The sequence below is a fragment of the Stenotrophomonas maltophilia genome, assembly GCF_047497515.2.
Lineage (GTDB): Bacteria > Pseudomonadota > Gammaproteobacteria > Xanthomonadales > Xanthomonadaceae > Stenotrophomonas.
The window spans coordinates 138,994-151,964 of the sequence record NZ_JAXAXL020000001.1; the positions used below are offsets into that span (position 1 = coordinate 138,994).

General features: G+C 67.9%; 12 protein-coding genes. 9 read left to right on the top strand and 3 right to left on the bottom strand.

The genetic code is table 11. The features are described 5' to 3' along the window. Positions 1 to 6: 6 nt before the first annotated feature. Entirely contained in the window at positions 7 to 942 is a 936-nt protein-coding gene (gene gluQRS / locus ACMZPQ_RS00730) for a tRNA glutamyl-Q(34) synthetase GluQRS (RefSeq protein WP_197582418.1), read from the bottom strand. Positions 943 to 1,035: 93 nt separating this feature from the next. Here gluQRS and htpX point away from each other — a divergent pair, with 93 nt between their 5' ends. Beyond that, the gene (htpX, locus tag ACMZPQ_RS00735) at positions 1,036 to 1,902 is read left to right on the top strand and encodes a protease HtpX (protein ID WP_197582417.1); all 867 of its coding nucleotides are present in this window, start codon (positions 1,036 to 1,038) and stop codon (positions 1,900 to 1,902) included. A 699-nt stretch (positions 1,903 to 2,601) separates the two neighbouring features. On the opposite strand, the gene ACMZPQ_RS00740 is transcribed toward htpX, so the two are convergent. Beyond that, complete coding sequence (locus tag ACMZPQ_RS00740) at positions 2,602 to 3,429, bottom strand: inositol monophosphatase family protein (RefSeq protein ID WP_049401244.1); 828 nt, start codon at positions 3,427 to 3,429, stop codon at positions 2,602 to 2,604. A 120-nt stretch (positions 3,430 to 3,549) separates the two neighbouring features. Between ACMZPQ_RS00740 and ACMZPQ_RS00745 the strand changes: the two genes are divergently transcribed. From ACMZPQ_RS00745 to ACMZPQ_RS00755, 3 genes are all read left to right on the top strand, one after another. Continuing rightward, on the top strand, positions 3,550 to 4,320 hold the full coding sequence (locus ACMZPQ_RS00745) for an RNA methyltransferase (RefSeq protein WP_197582416.1): 771 nt from the start codon (positions 3,550 to 3,552) through the stop codon (positions 4,318 to 4,320). 76 nt (positions 4,321 to 4,396) lie between these two features. Then, on the top strand, positions 4,397 to 5,299 hold the full coding sequence (locus ACMZPQ_RS00750) for a phosphate/phosphite/phosphonate ABC transporter substrate-binding protein (protein WP_414486144.1): 903 nt from the start codon (positions 4,397 to 4,399) through the stop codon (positions 5,297 to 5,299). Beyond that, entirely contained in the window at positions 5,296 to 7,422 is a 2,127-nt protein-coding gene (locus ACMZPQ_RS00755) for a putative bifunctional diguanylate cyclase/phosphodiesterase (RefSeq protein WP_414486143.1), read from the top strand. The genes ACMZPQ_RS00750 and ACMZPQ_RS00755 overlap by 4 nt, the downstream gene beginning before the upstream one ends. A gap of 117 nt (positions 7,423 to 7,539) precedes the next feature. On the opposite strand, the gene epmB is transcribed toward ACMZPQ_RS00755, so the two are convergent. Then, positions 7,540 to 8,580 carry an EF-P beta-lysylation protein EpmB gene (gene epmB, locus ACMZPQ_RS00760; protein ID WP_197582412.1) on the bottom strand — a complete coding sequence of 347 codons (1,041 nt, stop codon included), beginning with the start codon at positions 8,578 to 8,580 and terminating at the stop codon, positions 7,540 to 7,542. A 98-nt stretch (positions 8,581 to 8,678) separates the two neighbouring features. Here epmB and efp point away from each other — a divergent pair, with 98 nt between their 5' ends. The 5 genes from efp to ACMZPQ_RS00785 all read left to right on the top strand — a co-directional run bounded on the left by efp (position 8,679) and on the right by ACMZPQ_RS00785 (position 12,939). Then, positions 8,679 to 9,245: an elongation factor P gene (efp, locus tag ACMZPQ_RS00765; protein WP_107230998.1), complete on the top strand. Its 567-nt coding sequence runs from the start codon at positions 8,679 to 8,681 to the stop codon at positions 9,243 to 9,245. Between the two features lie 200 nt (positions 9,246 to 9,445). Next, positions 9,446 to 10,789 (top strand): TRZ/ATZ family hydrolase, encoded by a 1,344-nt coding sequence (locus ACMZPQ_RS00770; protein ID WP_197582411.1) that lies wholly within the window; start codon positions 9,446 to 9,448, stop codon positions 10,787 to 10,789. 25 nt (positions 10,790 to 10,814) lie between these two features. Continuing rightward, positions 10,815 to 11,531: a bifunctional 2-polyprenyl-6-hydroxyphenol methylase/3-demethylubiquinol 3-O-methyltransferase UbiG gene (ubiG, locus tag ACMZPQ_RS00775; RefSeq protein ID WP_197582410.1), complete on the top strand. Its 717-nt coding sequence runs from the start codon at positions 10,815 to 10,817 to the stop codon at positions 11,529 to 11,531. Next, positions 11,528 to 12,223: a phosphoglycolate phosphatase gene (locus tag ACMZPQ_RS00780; RefSeq protein WP_197582409.1), complete on the top strand. Its 696-nt coding sequence runs from the start codon at positions 11,528 to 11,530 to the stop codon at positions 12,221 to 12,223. The genes ubiG and ACMZPQ_RS00780 overlap by 4 nt, the downstream gene beginning before the upstream one ends. Positions 12,224 to 12,234: 11 nt before the next feature. Beyond that, a complete protein-coding gene (locus tag ACMZPQ_RS00785; protein WP_197582408.1) occupies positions 12,235 to 12,939 on the top strand; it encodes a squalene/phytoene synthase family protein in 705 nt (234 codons plus the stop codon). Positions 12,940 to 12,971: the final 32 nt, after the last annotated feature.

The following is a 12,971-nucleotide window of genomic DNA, read 5'->3' on the forward strand; positions in this document are numbered from 1 at the left end:
CGGGTATCAGGTGGGGGAACAGGGATTCTGCAACATCGGCGCGGAAAGTGCGCCGGGTGGCAGCAGGCCCGCTCCAATCAGGATGTCGGCACGCGGCAGCCGCGCCGGGTCGAAGGCCCGTTGTGCGGAGGCCAGCAGGGCATCCAGATCGTGTGCCTGATCCAGCGCCCCGGATGCCTGGCCGAGCAGGCGCCAGAGCTCGCGCAGCACCGGCAGCGGCCGGGTGCTGTCCACGGGCAGTGCCGCCAGCGACTTGGACAGCTTGTGGCCCGGCGCATCCAGCAGCAGCGGCAGATGCCAGTAGCGCGGCACCGCCAGCCCCAAGGCCTGCTGCAGCAGGATCTGCCGCGCGGTGGAATCGAGCAGGTCGGCGCCGCGCACCACTTCGGTCACGCCCTGCGCGGCATCATCGACCACCACCGCAAGCTGATAGGCCCAGCAGCCATCGGCACGGCGCAGCACGAAGTCACCGACCTCGGCATGCACATCCTGCCGCTGCGGGCCACGCAGTCCGTCGTCGAACTGGACCACGCTGCCGGCCGGCACACGGAAGCGGACGGCCGGGTCCGGTCGCGGCTGGCGCGCGACGCAACGATGGTGGATGCCGCCACTGGCGGCCAGTTCGCTACGGCTGCAATGGCAGACGAAGGCGAGGCCGCCGGCCAGCAGCACGTCCAGCGCCGCCTGGTAGGCCTCGCCACGCGCGCTCTGCCAGAGAATCGGGCCATCGTGGACCAGCCCGAACGCGGCCAGCGCCTGCAACTGTGACTGCGCGGCGCCGGGCACGGTACGGGGTGGGTCGACGTCCTCGATACGCAGCCGCCACAGTCCGCCGTGATGGCGGGCAAGCAGCCAGCTGCCGAACGCGGCGAGCAGGGAACCGGGGTGGAGCAGGCCGGTCGGCGAGGGTGCGAAGCGGCCGCAGGGAGTGGGTGAGGTCATGCTGGCTGAATCGTCGGTCAGGTTGGCGCTTGAATTCAAGCTGACTGCACCGCAAATTGAGCGATATCGACCCTTTTAGAGCCGGATTCTCCCATGTTTACCCGCATTGCCCTGTTCCTGGCCACCAACCTTGCGGTGCTGATCCTCGCCGGCATCGTGATGTCCATCCTGGGCGTGGACTCCCGCTCGATGAGCGGCCTGCTGGTCATGGCCGGTATCTTCGGCTTTGGTGGTTCCTTCATTTCGCTGCTGCTGTCCAAGTGGATGGCCAAGCGTTCCACTGGTGCGGTGGTGATCACCGAGCCGCGCAACCCGACCGAGCGCTGGCTGCTGGCCACTGTCGAGCGCCAGGCCAAGGCGGCCGGCATCGGCATGCCGGAAGTGGCGGTGTATGAGGGCCCGGAGATCAACGCCTTCGCCACCGGCGCCAACCGCAACAACGCGCTGGTGGCGGTGTCCACCGGCCTGCTGCACAACATGAGCGAAGACGAGGCCGAGGCGGTGCTGGGCCACGAGATCGCCCACGTGGCCAACGGTGACATGATCACCATGGCCCTGTTGCAGGGTGTGCTGAACACCTTCGTGATCGTGCTGGCCCGCGTGGTCGGCGGCATCATCGACAGCGCGCTGTCGGGCAACCGCGAAGGTGGTGGCCGCGGCTTCGCCTACTTCATCATCGTGTTCGTGCTGGAGATGGTGTTCGGCCTGTTCGCCACGATGATCTCGATGTGGTTCTCGCGCCACCGCGAGTTCCGTGCCGACGCGGGCGGTGCCTCGCTGGCCGGACGCCAGAAGATGATCGCTGCGCTGGAGCGCCTGCAGCTCAACCATGGCCAGAGCACACTGCCGACCCAGATTGCCGCGTTCGGTATTGCCGGCTCGACCGCGAAGAAGCTGTTCATGAGCCATCCGCCGCTGGAAGAGCGCATCGCCGCGCTGCGGGCGTCGACGGTGGCGTAAGCCTCCGCTTCCACGGTAGTGCAGGAACGCCTGGCCTCGCGCCGGGCGTTTTTGTTTGCGCGTCGACGCATGGGTGGCGCTGGGCACGACCCGGTGAGAGTCATTTCCGCGACCGCGGAGGGGTGTCACTTTCTTTGCTCGTGCAAAGAAAGTAACCAAAGAAACACGCCGCCGGGGCGCGAGCCGATGCTGCGCATCGGTACCCTCCGCTCCTCGGTCCGTCGAGGGACGGTGCGGGAACTCGCTGCGCTCAGACACCCGCACCTCTTCGCCCTCGCCGGACCTGCGGTGCTCGGCTCGCTTGAAGGCGGACTGGAAGGTCAAGATCAACGGCAACGGCAACGGCAACGGCAACGGCAACGGCAACGGCATCCACGCATGGCGTGGACCTACTGGGTGCAGCTGTGGCATTTGACCTTGGGTCCGCCTTGAGCGAGCCGAGCATCGCAGGGGAATCAGGGGCGAAGAGGCGCCGGTGTTTGAGCGCAGCGAGTTCGGCGCCGTCCCCTGATTCACCGAGAAGCGCAGGGTACCGGCGCGTAGCGACGGCTCGCGGCCGGCGGAGCGTTTCTTTGGTTACTTTCTTTGCGCGCAAAGAAGGTGACACCCCTCCGCGGGCGCGGAAACGAATCTCCGTGCGCACAAACGAAAACGGCACCTTCGCAGGTGCCGTCTCCATGAACCGCGACTATGCGCAGATCAGAACTTCGCGTCGAACTCGGCGGCGTAGCCGGTGTTCACCAGCACCTTCTGCAGCGACTCGGCCACCTTCAGGTTGCCGGCCACGATCTGGTGGGTCTCCGGGCCACGGTTGTCCATGCGGCCGAGGGTCGCGCCCTTGAAGTCGCAGACCTTGCCACCGGCCTCGCGGACCAGCAGCAGGCCGGCGGCGATGTCCCATGCCTTCACGCCGGCCTCGAAGTAGGCGTCGGCACGGCCACAGGCCACGTAGGCCAGGTCGAGCGCGGCCGAACCGGTACGGCGGATGTCCTCGCCGTGCACCAGCAGGGCGTCGACCGCCTTCAGCTGGGCGCTGGCGCGGTTGCGCTCACGCGGCGCGAAACCGGTGTGGATCATGGTGCCTTCCAGGTCCTTGCGCTCGGCCACGCGGATGCGGCGGTCGTTGAGCACGGCGCCGGCGCCACGGCTGGCGGTGAACAGTTCATTGCGCAGCGGGTCGAAGATGACCGCGTCGGTCGGCTCGCCGTTCTCGACCAGGGCGATCGACACGCAGTAGTGCGGCACGCCGCGCAGGTAGTTGCTGGTGCCGTCCAGCGGGTCGATGACCCACATGTGGCGCCGCTCGCCCTGCACGCCACCTTCCTCGCCGAATACACCGTATTCGGGATAGGCGCGCTTGAGTTCCTTGACGATGACCTTTTCCGCGTCCGCATCGACTTCGCTGGCGTAGTCCATCCGGCCCTTCTGCACGACGTTCAGTGCCTCGAGCTTGTTGATGTTGCGCAACAGGACGTTGCCGGCGAGGCGGGCGGCCTTGACCATGACGGTGACGGCGGGTTTCTGCATGGCGTGGGCTCCCGGAAAGGCAGAAGAGATGGACTGGCGGGGGAAAAGAGCGGGTCCGGCGCGTTGGCCGGCCGCACAGTTTACCATTGGTCATCGTCCAGCTCGACCTTTTCCCTGTTCATGTCCCAGTTTCCTGCCGCCACCCGCCTCCGATTCGTCCTGGTCGGTACCCAGCACCCCGGCAACATGGGGGCCGCCGCCCGCGCCCTGAAGACCATGGGCCTGGCCCGCCTGGTGCTGGTCGCCCCCGAAAAACCGCTGGACGAAGAGGCCTTCCGCCGCTCGGCCGGCGCCGAAGACGTGCTGGGCGACGCCCCGGTGGTGGCCACCCTGGCCGAGGCCGTGGCGGACTGCCGCCTGGTGCTGGGCTGCACCGCCCGGGCCCGCCGCGTCCAGCTGGAGGAGTACCTGCCGGCCGATGCCGCTGCCCGTGCAGTGGCCAAGGCGGGCGAAGGCGCCGAGGTGGCCCTGGTGTTTGGCCGCGAGCGCACCGGCCTGACCAACGAAGAGCTGCAGCTGTGCCACGCCGCCGTGCACATCCCGTCCGATCCGGAGTTCAGCTCGCTCAACCTCGCCGCGGCCGTACAGGTGCTGGCCTATGAAACGCGGATGCAGTTGCTGGGCGCGCAGCCGGCCACCGACGCCGAAGCGGGGCTTCGCGAGCAGGCGGCCAGCCACGAGCAGATGGAGAGCTTCTTCGCCCAGCTCGGCGACACGTTGGACGAGATCGATTTCCACAAGGGGCGCGCCCCGGAATCGGCGATGCGCAAGCTGCGCCGCCTGTTCCTGCGCAGCGAGCCGAGCGAGCAGGAAGTGCGCCTGCTGCGTGGCATCCTCGCCGACACCCAGCGCATGGCGCGGCTGGCCCAGGCGGGCGGCAAGGGCAGCTGACGACGTTCTCATTTTTTCGGGTAGTCTGTCTGGATACCCAGGGGGAATGACGTCTGTGTCGGGTCTGCGAAAGGCAATGCAGGGGGGGCTGCTGAGCCTGGCCATGGTCCTGCTGGCCGGAACAGTGCGTGCAGCACCGGATCCGGTGCTGGTGCTGGGCCGGATCAGCGATGATCCCCAGGCCCACTACGAACAACTGCAGCCATTGCTGGACTACGTCGTCGCGCGCATGCACGACGTCGGCATCCATGAAGGGAAGATCCTGATGGCACGCGATCCGCAGCAGATGGCCAGCTATCTGCGGCGGGGTCGGGTCGACTGGGTCACAGAAACAACCGGTACCGCGGTGGCGTTGGGCCAGCGCAGCGGCGCGCGGCCGCTGCTGATGACCGAACGCAACGGCGTGCGGGAATACCAGACGGTGTTCTTCGTGCGTCGTGACAGCCCGATCATGCGCCTGCAGGATCTGCGCGGCCATCGCCTGGCCCTGCAGAATACCGCCTCCACCAGTGCCTACCTGGTGCCGGTGATGACCCTGCTGGATCACGGCCTGTCACCGCAGATCCTGGCCGGGGTGCCGGACTTGCCGGGGCCGGACAGCGTGGGCTATGTGTTCGCGCGCAGCGAGTTGAACATCGCCACGTTCGTGCACAAGGGGGTGGTCGACGCAGGTGCGGTGAGCAGCGTGGACTGGAACGATGAGCGGCGGGTGCCGGCCGCGTTCCGGCGCGACTTCCGCGAGTTGCTGCGTACCGAACCGTACCCGCGTGCGGTGGAAATGGTCCGCGCTGACCTCGATCCGCGCGTGCGCGATCGCCTGCAGGAGGTGCTGCTGCAGGCGGCCAGCGACCCGCGGGCACAGGGGGCATTGCATCGGTTTTTTGGCACTTCCGGTTTCCACCGTGTCGATGCGCATGCGCAGCAGCGGTTGGATGAATTGAAACAAGGATTGACGCGCGTGCGGATGGAAGTGGAATGAAGTGGCTCGGTTCGGGAATGCAGGCCCGCTTCCTGCTGGCGATGGGCGGCGCGATGCTCGTGGTGATCGCGATCCTGGCGGTGCTGCTGGGGCGCCAGACCGCGATGCAGAGCGAGGTGCGCAGCCTCAGCGGCGGCGTCATCCACGAACTGTTCGACCGCAGCGTGCGCAGTCGCGGCGAGGCGATGGCGCGCGAGTTGTCCGACTCGCTGGCCAACCCGCTGTACTACCGCGACCTCGACCAGGTCGGCGCACTGGTGCGCGGTACCGCGCGGCAGCCGGTGGTGCGCTATGTCCTGGTGTTCGACGAACGCGGGCGGTTGGTGCATGACGGCTCGATCGAAGTGGCCGCCTTCGGCCAGCAGATGGCCGACCCGCTGGCGCCCAAGGCCGCTGCCGCGCAGGCACTGGTGGTGCAGGAATCGCCCAGGGTGCTCGACAACACGATGCCGATCATGATCGGCAACCAGCGCATCGGCGGGGTCCGCGTCGGCATGGCGCTGGACGAAGTGCAGCAGCGCGAACAGGCTGCCAATGCCACCCTGGGCGAACGCCTGCAGCAGGCCGGCAGCCGCCACCTGGGCTGGCTGCTGCTGATGCTGGGCCTGCTGGTGGTGATCGGCGTGGTGGTGATCCTGTACGTGCAGCGGACCCTGGTCGCGCCTATCCGCGACCTGGCCGTGGCCGCTCGCCGCATCGAGGCCGGTGACTACCAGACGCCGTTGGCGGAGAACACCCGCGATGACGAAGTGGGCGAACTGGTGCGTGGCTTCGCCCGCATGCGCGATGCGATTGCCCGTCACGACCGCGAAGTGCGCCACATGGCCTATACCGATGCGTTGACCGGGCTGACCAACCGCCTCGCGTTCCGCGAGGCGCTGGACCATCGGCTGATGGCCGCGCGCGCCTCCAATCACCGGCTGGGCCTGCTGTTTGCAGATATCGATGATTTCAAGCGGGTCAACGACACGCTCGGTCATGAAGCCGGCGACGAAGCATTCCTGCAGTTCGCACAGCGTATCGGCCGCGCGGTGACCGAGGCCGGTGGCGATGAGGCGTTGCTGGCGCGCTTCGGCGGCGACGAATTCGTGATCCTGGTCGGCGACGGTGACGTCGCCGCCAACGCGCGGCTGCTGGCCGAGGTGCTGGTGCGTGAACTGGGCAAGCCGCTGGTGGTGCAGGGCCGGGAGTTGTTCCTGGGGACCTCGATCGGCGTGACCCTGTTCCCGGACGATGCGGCTGATGCGACCACACTGTTGAAGAACGGCGATATCGCCATGTACCAGGCGAAGATGGCCGGCAAGAACTGCTATCGCTACTACAGCCGGGCGATGGACCATGCCGTTGAGCGTCGCGTGCACATGGAGCAGGAGTTGCGCGGGGCCTGGGAGCGCGGTGAGCTGCGCCTGGCTTACCAGCCGATCTTCCGCATGCGCGACCGCCGCATGGTCGGCGTCGAAGTGCTGCTGCGCTGGCAGCATCCGACCCTGGGCACGATTCCGCCGTCGGTGTTCATCGAGGTGGCCGAGCAGAGCGGGCTGATCGAGATCATCGGCCCGAAGGTGTTGCGCGCCGCCTGCATGGAAGCCGCGCAGTGGCCGCGCGGAACGGCCGTCGATGACCTGTTCGTGTCGGTCAATGTGTCGCCGCGGCAGTTGCGCGGTGGTGAGTTGCCGGCGCTGGTCGCGCAGTGCCTGCACGAATCCGGGCTGCCGGCCTCGCGCCTGCACCTGGAGCTGACCGAGACCGCGGTGATCGGCGATGAGATGGTCGCCGCGCAGCTGCTGGACAAGCTGCACCGCACCGGCGTGAAGGTGTGGCTGGATGATTTCGGCACCGGCTTCTCCGGGCTGAGCCACCTGCGCCAGGTGCCGGTGGACGGGGTGAAGATCGACAAGAGTTTCGTGGCCGACATGCAGCGTGATCCCGACGACCTGGCACTGACCACGGCGATCATCGCGATGGCCCACGCGCTGGGCATCACCGTGGTGGCCGAGGGCATCGAGCAGCAGGCGCAGTTCGAGCTGCTGGCCCAGCGTGGCTGCGACCTCGGCCAAGGCTACTGGCTGAGCCACCCGGTAACCGCCACCGAAGTGGTGCGGATGATCGAATCAGGTCTCTGACCCGCGGCTGCCTGCAGTAGATCCACGCCATGCGTGGATGGGCCGTCCCAGTAGATCCACGCCATGCGTGGATGAGCTTTCCTGGCCAAGGCATCCACGCATGGCGTGGATCTACGGCTACACCGGGCGCTTGCTCGGGTCGCCCGGCAGTTCGCGCACCAGCTTCGGGATCAGATAGCCGGACAAGCGTGCAGTCAGGCCGGCAATCAGCGCCTTGGCCTGGGTGTCGTCCACCTCGAAGTGGGCCACGCCCTCGACCCGGTCCAGCTGGTGCAGGTAGTAGGGCAGCACGCCGGCGGCGAAGCTGCGCTCGCTCAGGTCCTGCAGGGCCTGCACGCTGTCGTTGACCCCGCGCAGCAGCACCGCCTGGTTCAGCAGCTGCGCGCCGGTACCGCGCAGGCGTGCCATCGCCGCGTCCACGCTGGCATCGAATTCATTGGCATGGTTGGCGTGCACCACGATCGCCAGCGGCCACGGCAGGCCGCCCAGCCAGGCCAGCAGTTCCTCGTCCACGCGTTCGGGCAGCACGATCGGCAGGCGGCTGTGGATGCGCAGCCGGCGGATGTGCGGGATCGCGCGCAGTGCGTCGGTCAGTTCGACCAGCTTGTGCGTGGCCAGCGACAACGGGTCGCCGCCGGACAGGATCACCTCGTCGATGTCCGGATCGGCCGCAATCGCCGCCACGGCCTCCTGCCAGCCGCCCTTGGCCGCATTCTCCGCGCCATAGTCGAAATGGCGCCGGAAGCAGTAGCGGCAATTGATCGCGCAGCTGCCGGTGGCGACCAGCAGGGCGCGGCCGCGGTATTTCTGGATGACCCCGGTGGCCTTTTTGGCCGCGCCATCCCCCACCGCATCGAAGCTGAATCCGGGTGCCGGGCGCATTTCCTCGTCGATCGGCAGCACCTGGCGCAGCAGCGGGTCGGCGGCGTCGCCCGTGCGCATGCGGGCGACGAAGCCCTCCGGCACGCGCAGCGCGAACTGGGCCATGGCCGCCTCCGAGACCCCCAGCGCGGCCGGGTCCAGCTGCAGCCGGGCCAGCAGGGCGTGCGGGTCGCGCAGTGCCTGGCGCCAGAGCTGCTGCCAGCGCGCGGGCGCGCCTGGCGACTGGGGCCGGGGGAAGGCGGAAAGCTGCATGGAGAGGGGGCCTGCGGTTATCATGGGGGCAGAAAAACTGTCGCCCACCGGCCTTCGGTGGGCTTTCCATTCTATCCGGCTCGCCGCACGCGCGGCGGATTCGCCATTTGAGGAGCTTGAGCATGGCCACTGCGGGCATGAACGATGTCAAGAACGGGATGAAGATCCTGGTCAACAATGAACCGGCCGTCATCTCCGAGACCGAGTTCATCAAGCCGGGCAAGGGCCAGGCGTTCACGCGCGTGCGCTATCGCTTCATCAAGTCCGGCCGCACCGTGGAAATGACCATGAAGGCGACCGATGACGTGGAAGTGGCCGACGTGGTCGACACCAACATGAACTACATGTACAGCGATGGCGAGTACTGGCATTTCATGGACCCGGAAACCTTCGAGCAGGTGCAGGCCGACAAGGCTGGCATGGGCGGTGCCGAGAAGTGGCTGAAGGGCGAAGAGTCCTGCATCGTCACCCTGTTCAACGGTTCGCCGATCTTCGTGCAGCCGCCGAACTTCGTTGAACTGAAGATCACCGAGACCGACCCGGGCGTCCGTGGCGATACCTCGGGCGGCGGCGGCAAGCCGGCGACACTGGAAACCGGTGCCGTGGTCCGCGTGCCGCTGTTCGTCAACCAGGATGAGATCGTCAAGGTCGACACCCGTTCGGGCGAATACTCCGCACGCGTGAAGTAATCCGGCGCAGCCGGATTACGGTAGTGCCGGCCGCTGACCGGGTACGCGCCATCGCATTCGCGCTGGCGCTCCCATGATCTGCTTCGGCAGATCATGGGCCCCGCTTCATCGGGTCTCCAGACCCCGCCGCTTCGCGGCAGCCCCTGACTCAGGGGCGTGTCCCCCAGAAGTATCTCGCAGCCCCCAGCAAGTGAGTTCGCATGAGCGATAGCCCGCACCTCCCCGAAGCCTGCGACCTGCTCATCGAAGCCGGTTATGTCGTTCCGATCGAGCCGCATGCGGTGGTGCTGGAAGACCATGCCGTTGCCGTGCGTGGCAGCGAGATCGTCGCCATCCTGCCGCGTGCCGAGGCGCGCGCGCGATTCCGTGCCGCCCAGGTGGTCAGCCGTCCCGAAGCGGCGCTGATGCCGGGCCTGGTCAACGCGCACACCCACAACCCGATGACCCTGCTGCGCGGCGTCGCCGACGACCTGCCGCTGATGACCTGGCTGCAGCAGCACATCTGGCCGGTTGAAGCAGCGGTGATCGGCCCCGAATTCGTTGCCGATGGCACCACCCTGGCCATCGCCGAGATGCTGCGTGGCGGCACCACCTGCGCCAACGAGAACTACTTCTTCGGCGACGTGCAGGCTGCGGTCTACAAGAAGCACGGTTTCCGCGCGCTGGTCGGTGCGGTGATCATCGATTTCCCCACCGCCTGGGCCAAGACCGACGACGAGTACTTCGCCAAGGCCGGTGAGCTGCACGACCAGTGGCGCACCGATCCGCTGATCGGCACCGCGTTCGCGCCGCATGCGCCGTACACCGTCAACGACGCCAATTTCGAGCGGGTGCGGATGCTGTCCGACCAGCTCGACATGCAGGTGCACCTGCATACCCACGAGACCGCGCAGGAGATCACCGATTCGATCAAGCTGCACGGCCAGCGCCCGCTGGCGCGGCTGGACCGGCTCGGCCTGGTCAACGACCGCTTGATCGCGGTGCACATGACCCAGCTGACCGACGCGGAAATCCACCTGTGCGCCGAGCGTGGCGTCAGCGTGGTGCACTGCCCGGAATCGAACCTGAAGCTGGCCTCCGGTTTCTGCCCGGCCTGTGCCCTGCAGCGCGCCGGCGTGAACCTGGCGATCGGCACCGATGGCTGCGCCAGCAACAACGACCTGGACATGTTCAGCGAGAACCGCACCGCGGCGATCCTGGCCAAGGCGGTCGCCGACGATGCGACTGCGCTGGACGCGGCGACCACGCTGCGTGCGTCCACCCTGGGCGGCGCGCGCGCGCTGGGCTTCGGTGACCGCATCGGCTCGATCGAAGTCGGCAAGCAGGCCGATCTGGCCTGCGTGGATCTGTCCGCGCTGGAAACCCAGCCGCTGCACAACGTGCTGTCGCAGCTGGTGTACGCCACCGGCCGCCAGCAGGTCAGCGATGTCTGGATCGCCGGCAAGCCCAAGCTGGTGCAGCGCGAGCTGGTTGGCATGGACCTGCCGGGCATCATCGCCAACGCGCGCCAGTGGCGCGAGCGCATCCGTCACATCCGCGCCTGAACCCTGGCGCCGCAAGGACTCTCCCATGACTGCCCCCCATGCTTCCTCCAATTTCGATCAGGCCGAGCTGGACAAGTTCGCCGCGCTGGCCAACCGCTGGTGGGATGCTGATGGCCCGCAGAAGCCGTTGCATGCGCTGAACCCGGTGCGCCTGCAGTACGTGGCCGATCGCGTGCCGCTGCGCGGTGCGCGCGTGCTCGACATCGGTTGCGGTGGTGGCCTGCTGAGCGAGGCACTGGCCCAGGCCGGTGCCGACGTCACCGCCATCGACCTGGCCCCGGAACTGGTCAAGGTCGCGCGCCTGCATGCGCTGGAAAGCGGCGCCAAGGTCGATTACCGCGTGCAGGCTGCCGAGGACCTGGCTGCCGAGCAGCCGGGCAGTTTCGATGTGGTCACCTGCATGGAAATGCTCGAGCACGTGCCCGATCCGGGCGCGATCATCGAGGCCTGCAAGCGCCTGCTGAAGCCGGGTGGCCATCTGTTCCTGTCCACCATCAACCGCACCGCTGCGGCCTTCGCGGTGGCGATCGTCGGCGCCGAATACGTGGCGCGGCTGCTGCCCAAGGGCACCCACCACTACCAGGAATTCATCAAGCCGGCCGAGCTGGCGCGCTGGCTGCGCGAGGCCGACATGCAGCTGGTGGATGTCAGCGGCATGGCCTACGAGCCGTGGCGCAACCGCGCCCGCCTGAGCAGCCGTACCGATATCAACTACCTGGCCTACGCGGCCAAGCCGGCATGACCCTGCAGCGCTTCCCGCGCGCGGTGCTGTTCGACCTGGACGGCACCCTGCTGGACAGTGCGCCGGACTTCGTTGCCACCTGCGACGCGATGCTGGCCGAGCGGGGCCGTGCGCCGATCGATCCGGCGTTGTTGCGCCCGGTGGTGTCCAAGGGTTCGCGGGCGATGGTGTCGGCGGCTTTCCCGGAACTGGACGCGGCGGCGCGCGATGCGCTGGTCCCGGAATTCCTGCAGCGCTACGAAGCGCTGATCGGGCAGCATGCGGTGCTGTTCGATGGCGTGGCCGGCATGCTGGCGGCATTGGACGGAGCAGGGACCGTATGGGGCATCGTCACCAACAAGCCCGAATACCTGGCGCGCCTGATCCTGCCGCAGCACGGCTGGCAGCAGCGTTGCGCGGTGCTGGTCGGCGGTGACACGCTGGCCGAACGCAAACCGCATCCGCTGCCACTGCTGCACGCCGCACAGGCCATCGGCGTTGCCGCCGAAGACTGCGTGTACGTGGGCGACGATGAGCGCGACATCCTTGCTGCACGTGCCGCGGCGATGCCGTCGGTGGCGGCGCTGTGGGGCTACCGCCTGCATAGTGACGATCCATTGGCCTGGCAGGCCGACGTGCTGGTCGAGAACGCCGAACTTCTGCAACTGGCCAGCCTCTGGCCGATCCGGCCGGCAGCCCCGGCCCAGCCGTAAGGAATGACGTAGTGAGCAGTACCGCGCTGGACAGTTTCCTCGACAAGTGGCGCAGCCGCTGGCCGGAATGGTCGGTGGCCGCCCCGTTCGTGGCCGAATCGCAACGCGAGCTTGCCGTGGCGTGGTTCGCGCTGCTGCAGGAATTCGACGACATGCTCAACACCAGCGGCGATCCGTTGCCGGCCGATGCCAAGCTGGCGTGGTGGGGCGAGGAACTTCGCAGCTGGGCTGCGCATCGTTCACGCCATCCGCTGGGCCGCCTGCTGGAGCCGGCACGTGCGCCGTGGGCGCAGCTGGCCGAGGCGCTGCCGGACCTGGTTGAAGCGCGCACGGTCGCGCTGGATGCGGCCGGCGCCGAACGCGCACTGTCCAACTATTCCAACGCGGTGGCGGCGGTCGAAGCGGCGCTGTTCAACGACAAGCTGCGTACCGGTGCCGGACGTGCGGTGCAGCTGCAGACCCTGGCCCAGCGGCTGCAGGATGCCGGTGTGGCCGGTGTACCCCGCAGCCTGCTCGACGAAGATGCCAGCACCGCCGCGCAGCGTTGGGCCCAGTATCTGCTGAAGGGCTGGGGCGGCCGCGTGCCGGGCCCTCGCCCGCGCCGCGTCTGGTCGAGCCTGGCGCGCGCCCGCGTGGCCGCACAGGCTGCGGGCAAGCCGATCGAGGCCACCCCGGTGCGCACGCTGCTGCGTGTGTGGTGGGCCGCGCGCGGTTGATTGATTCGGGTGGGTGCGGACCTTGGCCCGCA

Coding starts and splice junctions, on each gene's coding strand:
- ACMZPQ_RS00750 (WP_414486144.1), top strand. CDS start 4,397: ATGCAGGGGGGGCTGCTGAGCCTGGCCATGGTCCTGCTGGCCGGAACA.
- ACMZPQ_RS00745 (WP_197582416.1), top strand. CDS start 3,550: ATGTCCCAGTTTCCTGCCGCCACCCGCCTCCGATTCGTCCTGGTCGGT.
- efp (WP_107230998.1), top strand. CDS start 8,679: ATGGCCACTGCGGGCATGAACGATGTCAAGAACGGGATGAAGATCCTG.
- ACMZPQ_RS00780 (WP_197582409.1), top strand. CDS start 11,528: ATGACCCTGCAGCGCTTCCCGCGCGCGGTGCTGTTCGACCTGGACGGC.
- gluQRS (WP_197582418.1), bottom strand. CDS start 942: ATGACCTCACCCACTCCCTGCGGCCGCTTCGCACCCTCGCCGACCGGC.
- ACMZPQ_RS00755 (WP_414486143.1), top strand. CDS start 5,296: ATGAAGTGGCTCGGTTCGGGAATGCAGGCCCGCTTCCTGCTGGCGATG.
- ACMZPQ_RS00770 (WP_197582411.1), top strand. CDS start 9,446: ATGAGCGATAGCCCGCACCTCCCCGAAGCCTGCGACCTGCTCATCGAA.
- ACMZPQ_RS00740 (WP_049401244.1), bottom strand. CDS start 3,429: ATGCAGAAACCCGCCGTCACCGTCATGGTCAAGGCCGCCCGCCTCGCC.
- ubiG (WP_197582410.1), top strand. CDS start 10,815: ATGACTGCCCCCCATGCTTCCTCCAATTTCGATCAGGCCGAGCTGGAC.
- epmB (WP_197582412.1), bottom strand. CDS start 8,580: ATGATAACCGCAGGCCCCCTCTCCATGCAGCTTTCCGCCTTCCCCCGG.
- htpX (WP_197582417.1), top strand. CDS start 1,036: ATGTTTACCCGCATTGCCCTGTTCCTGGCCACCAACCTTGCGGTGCTG.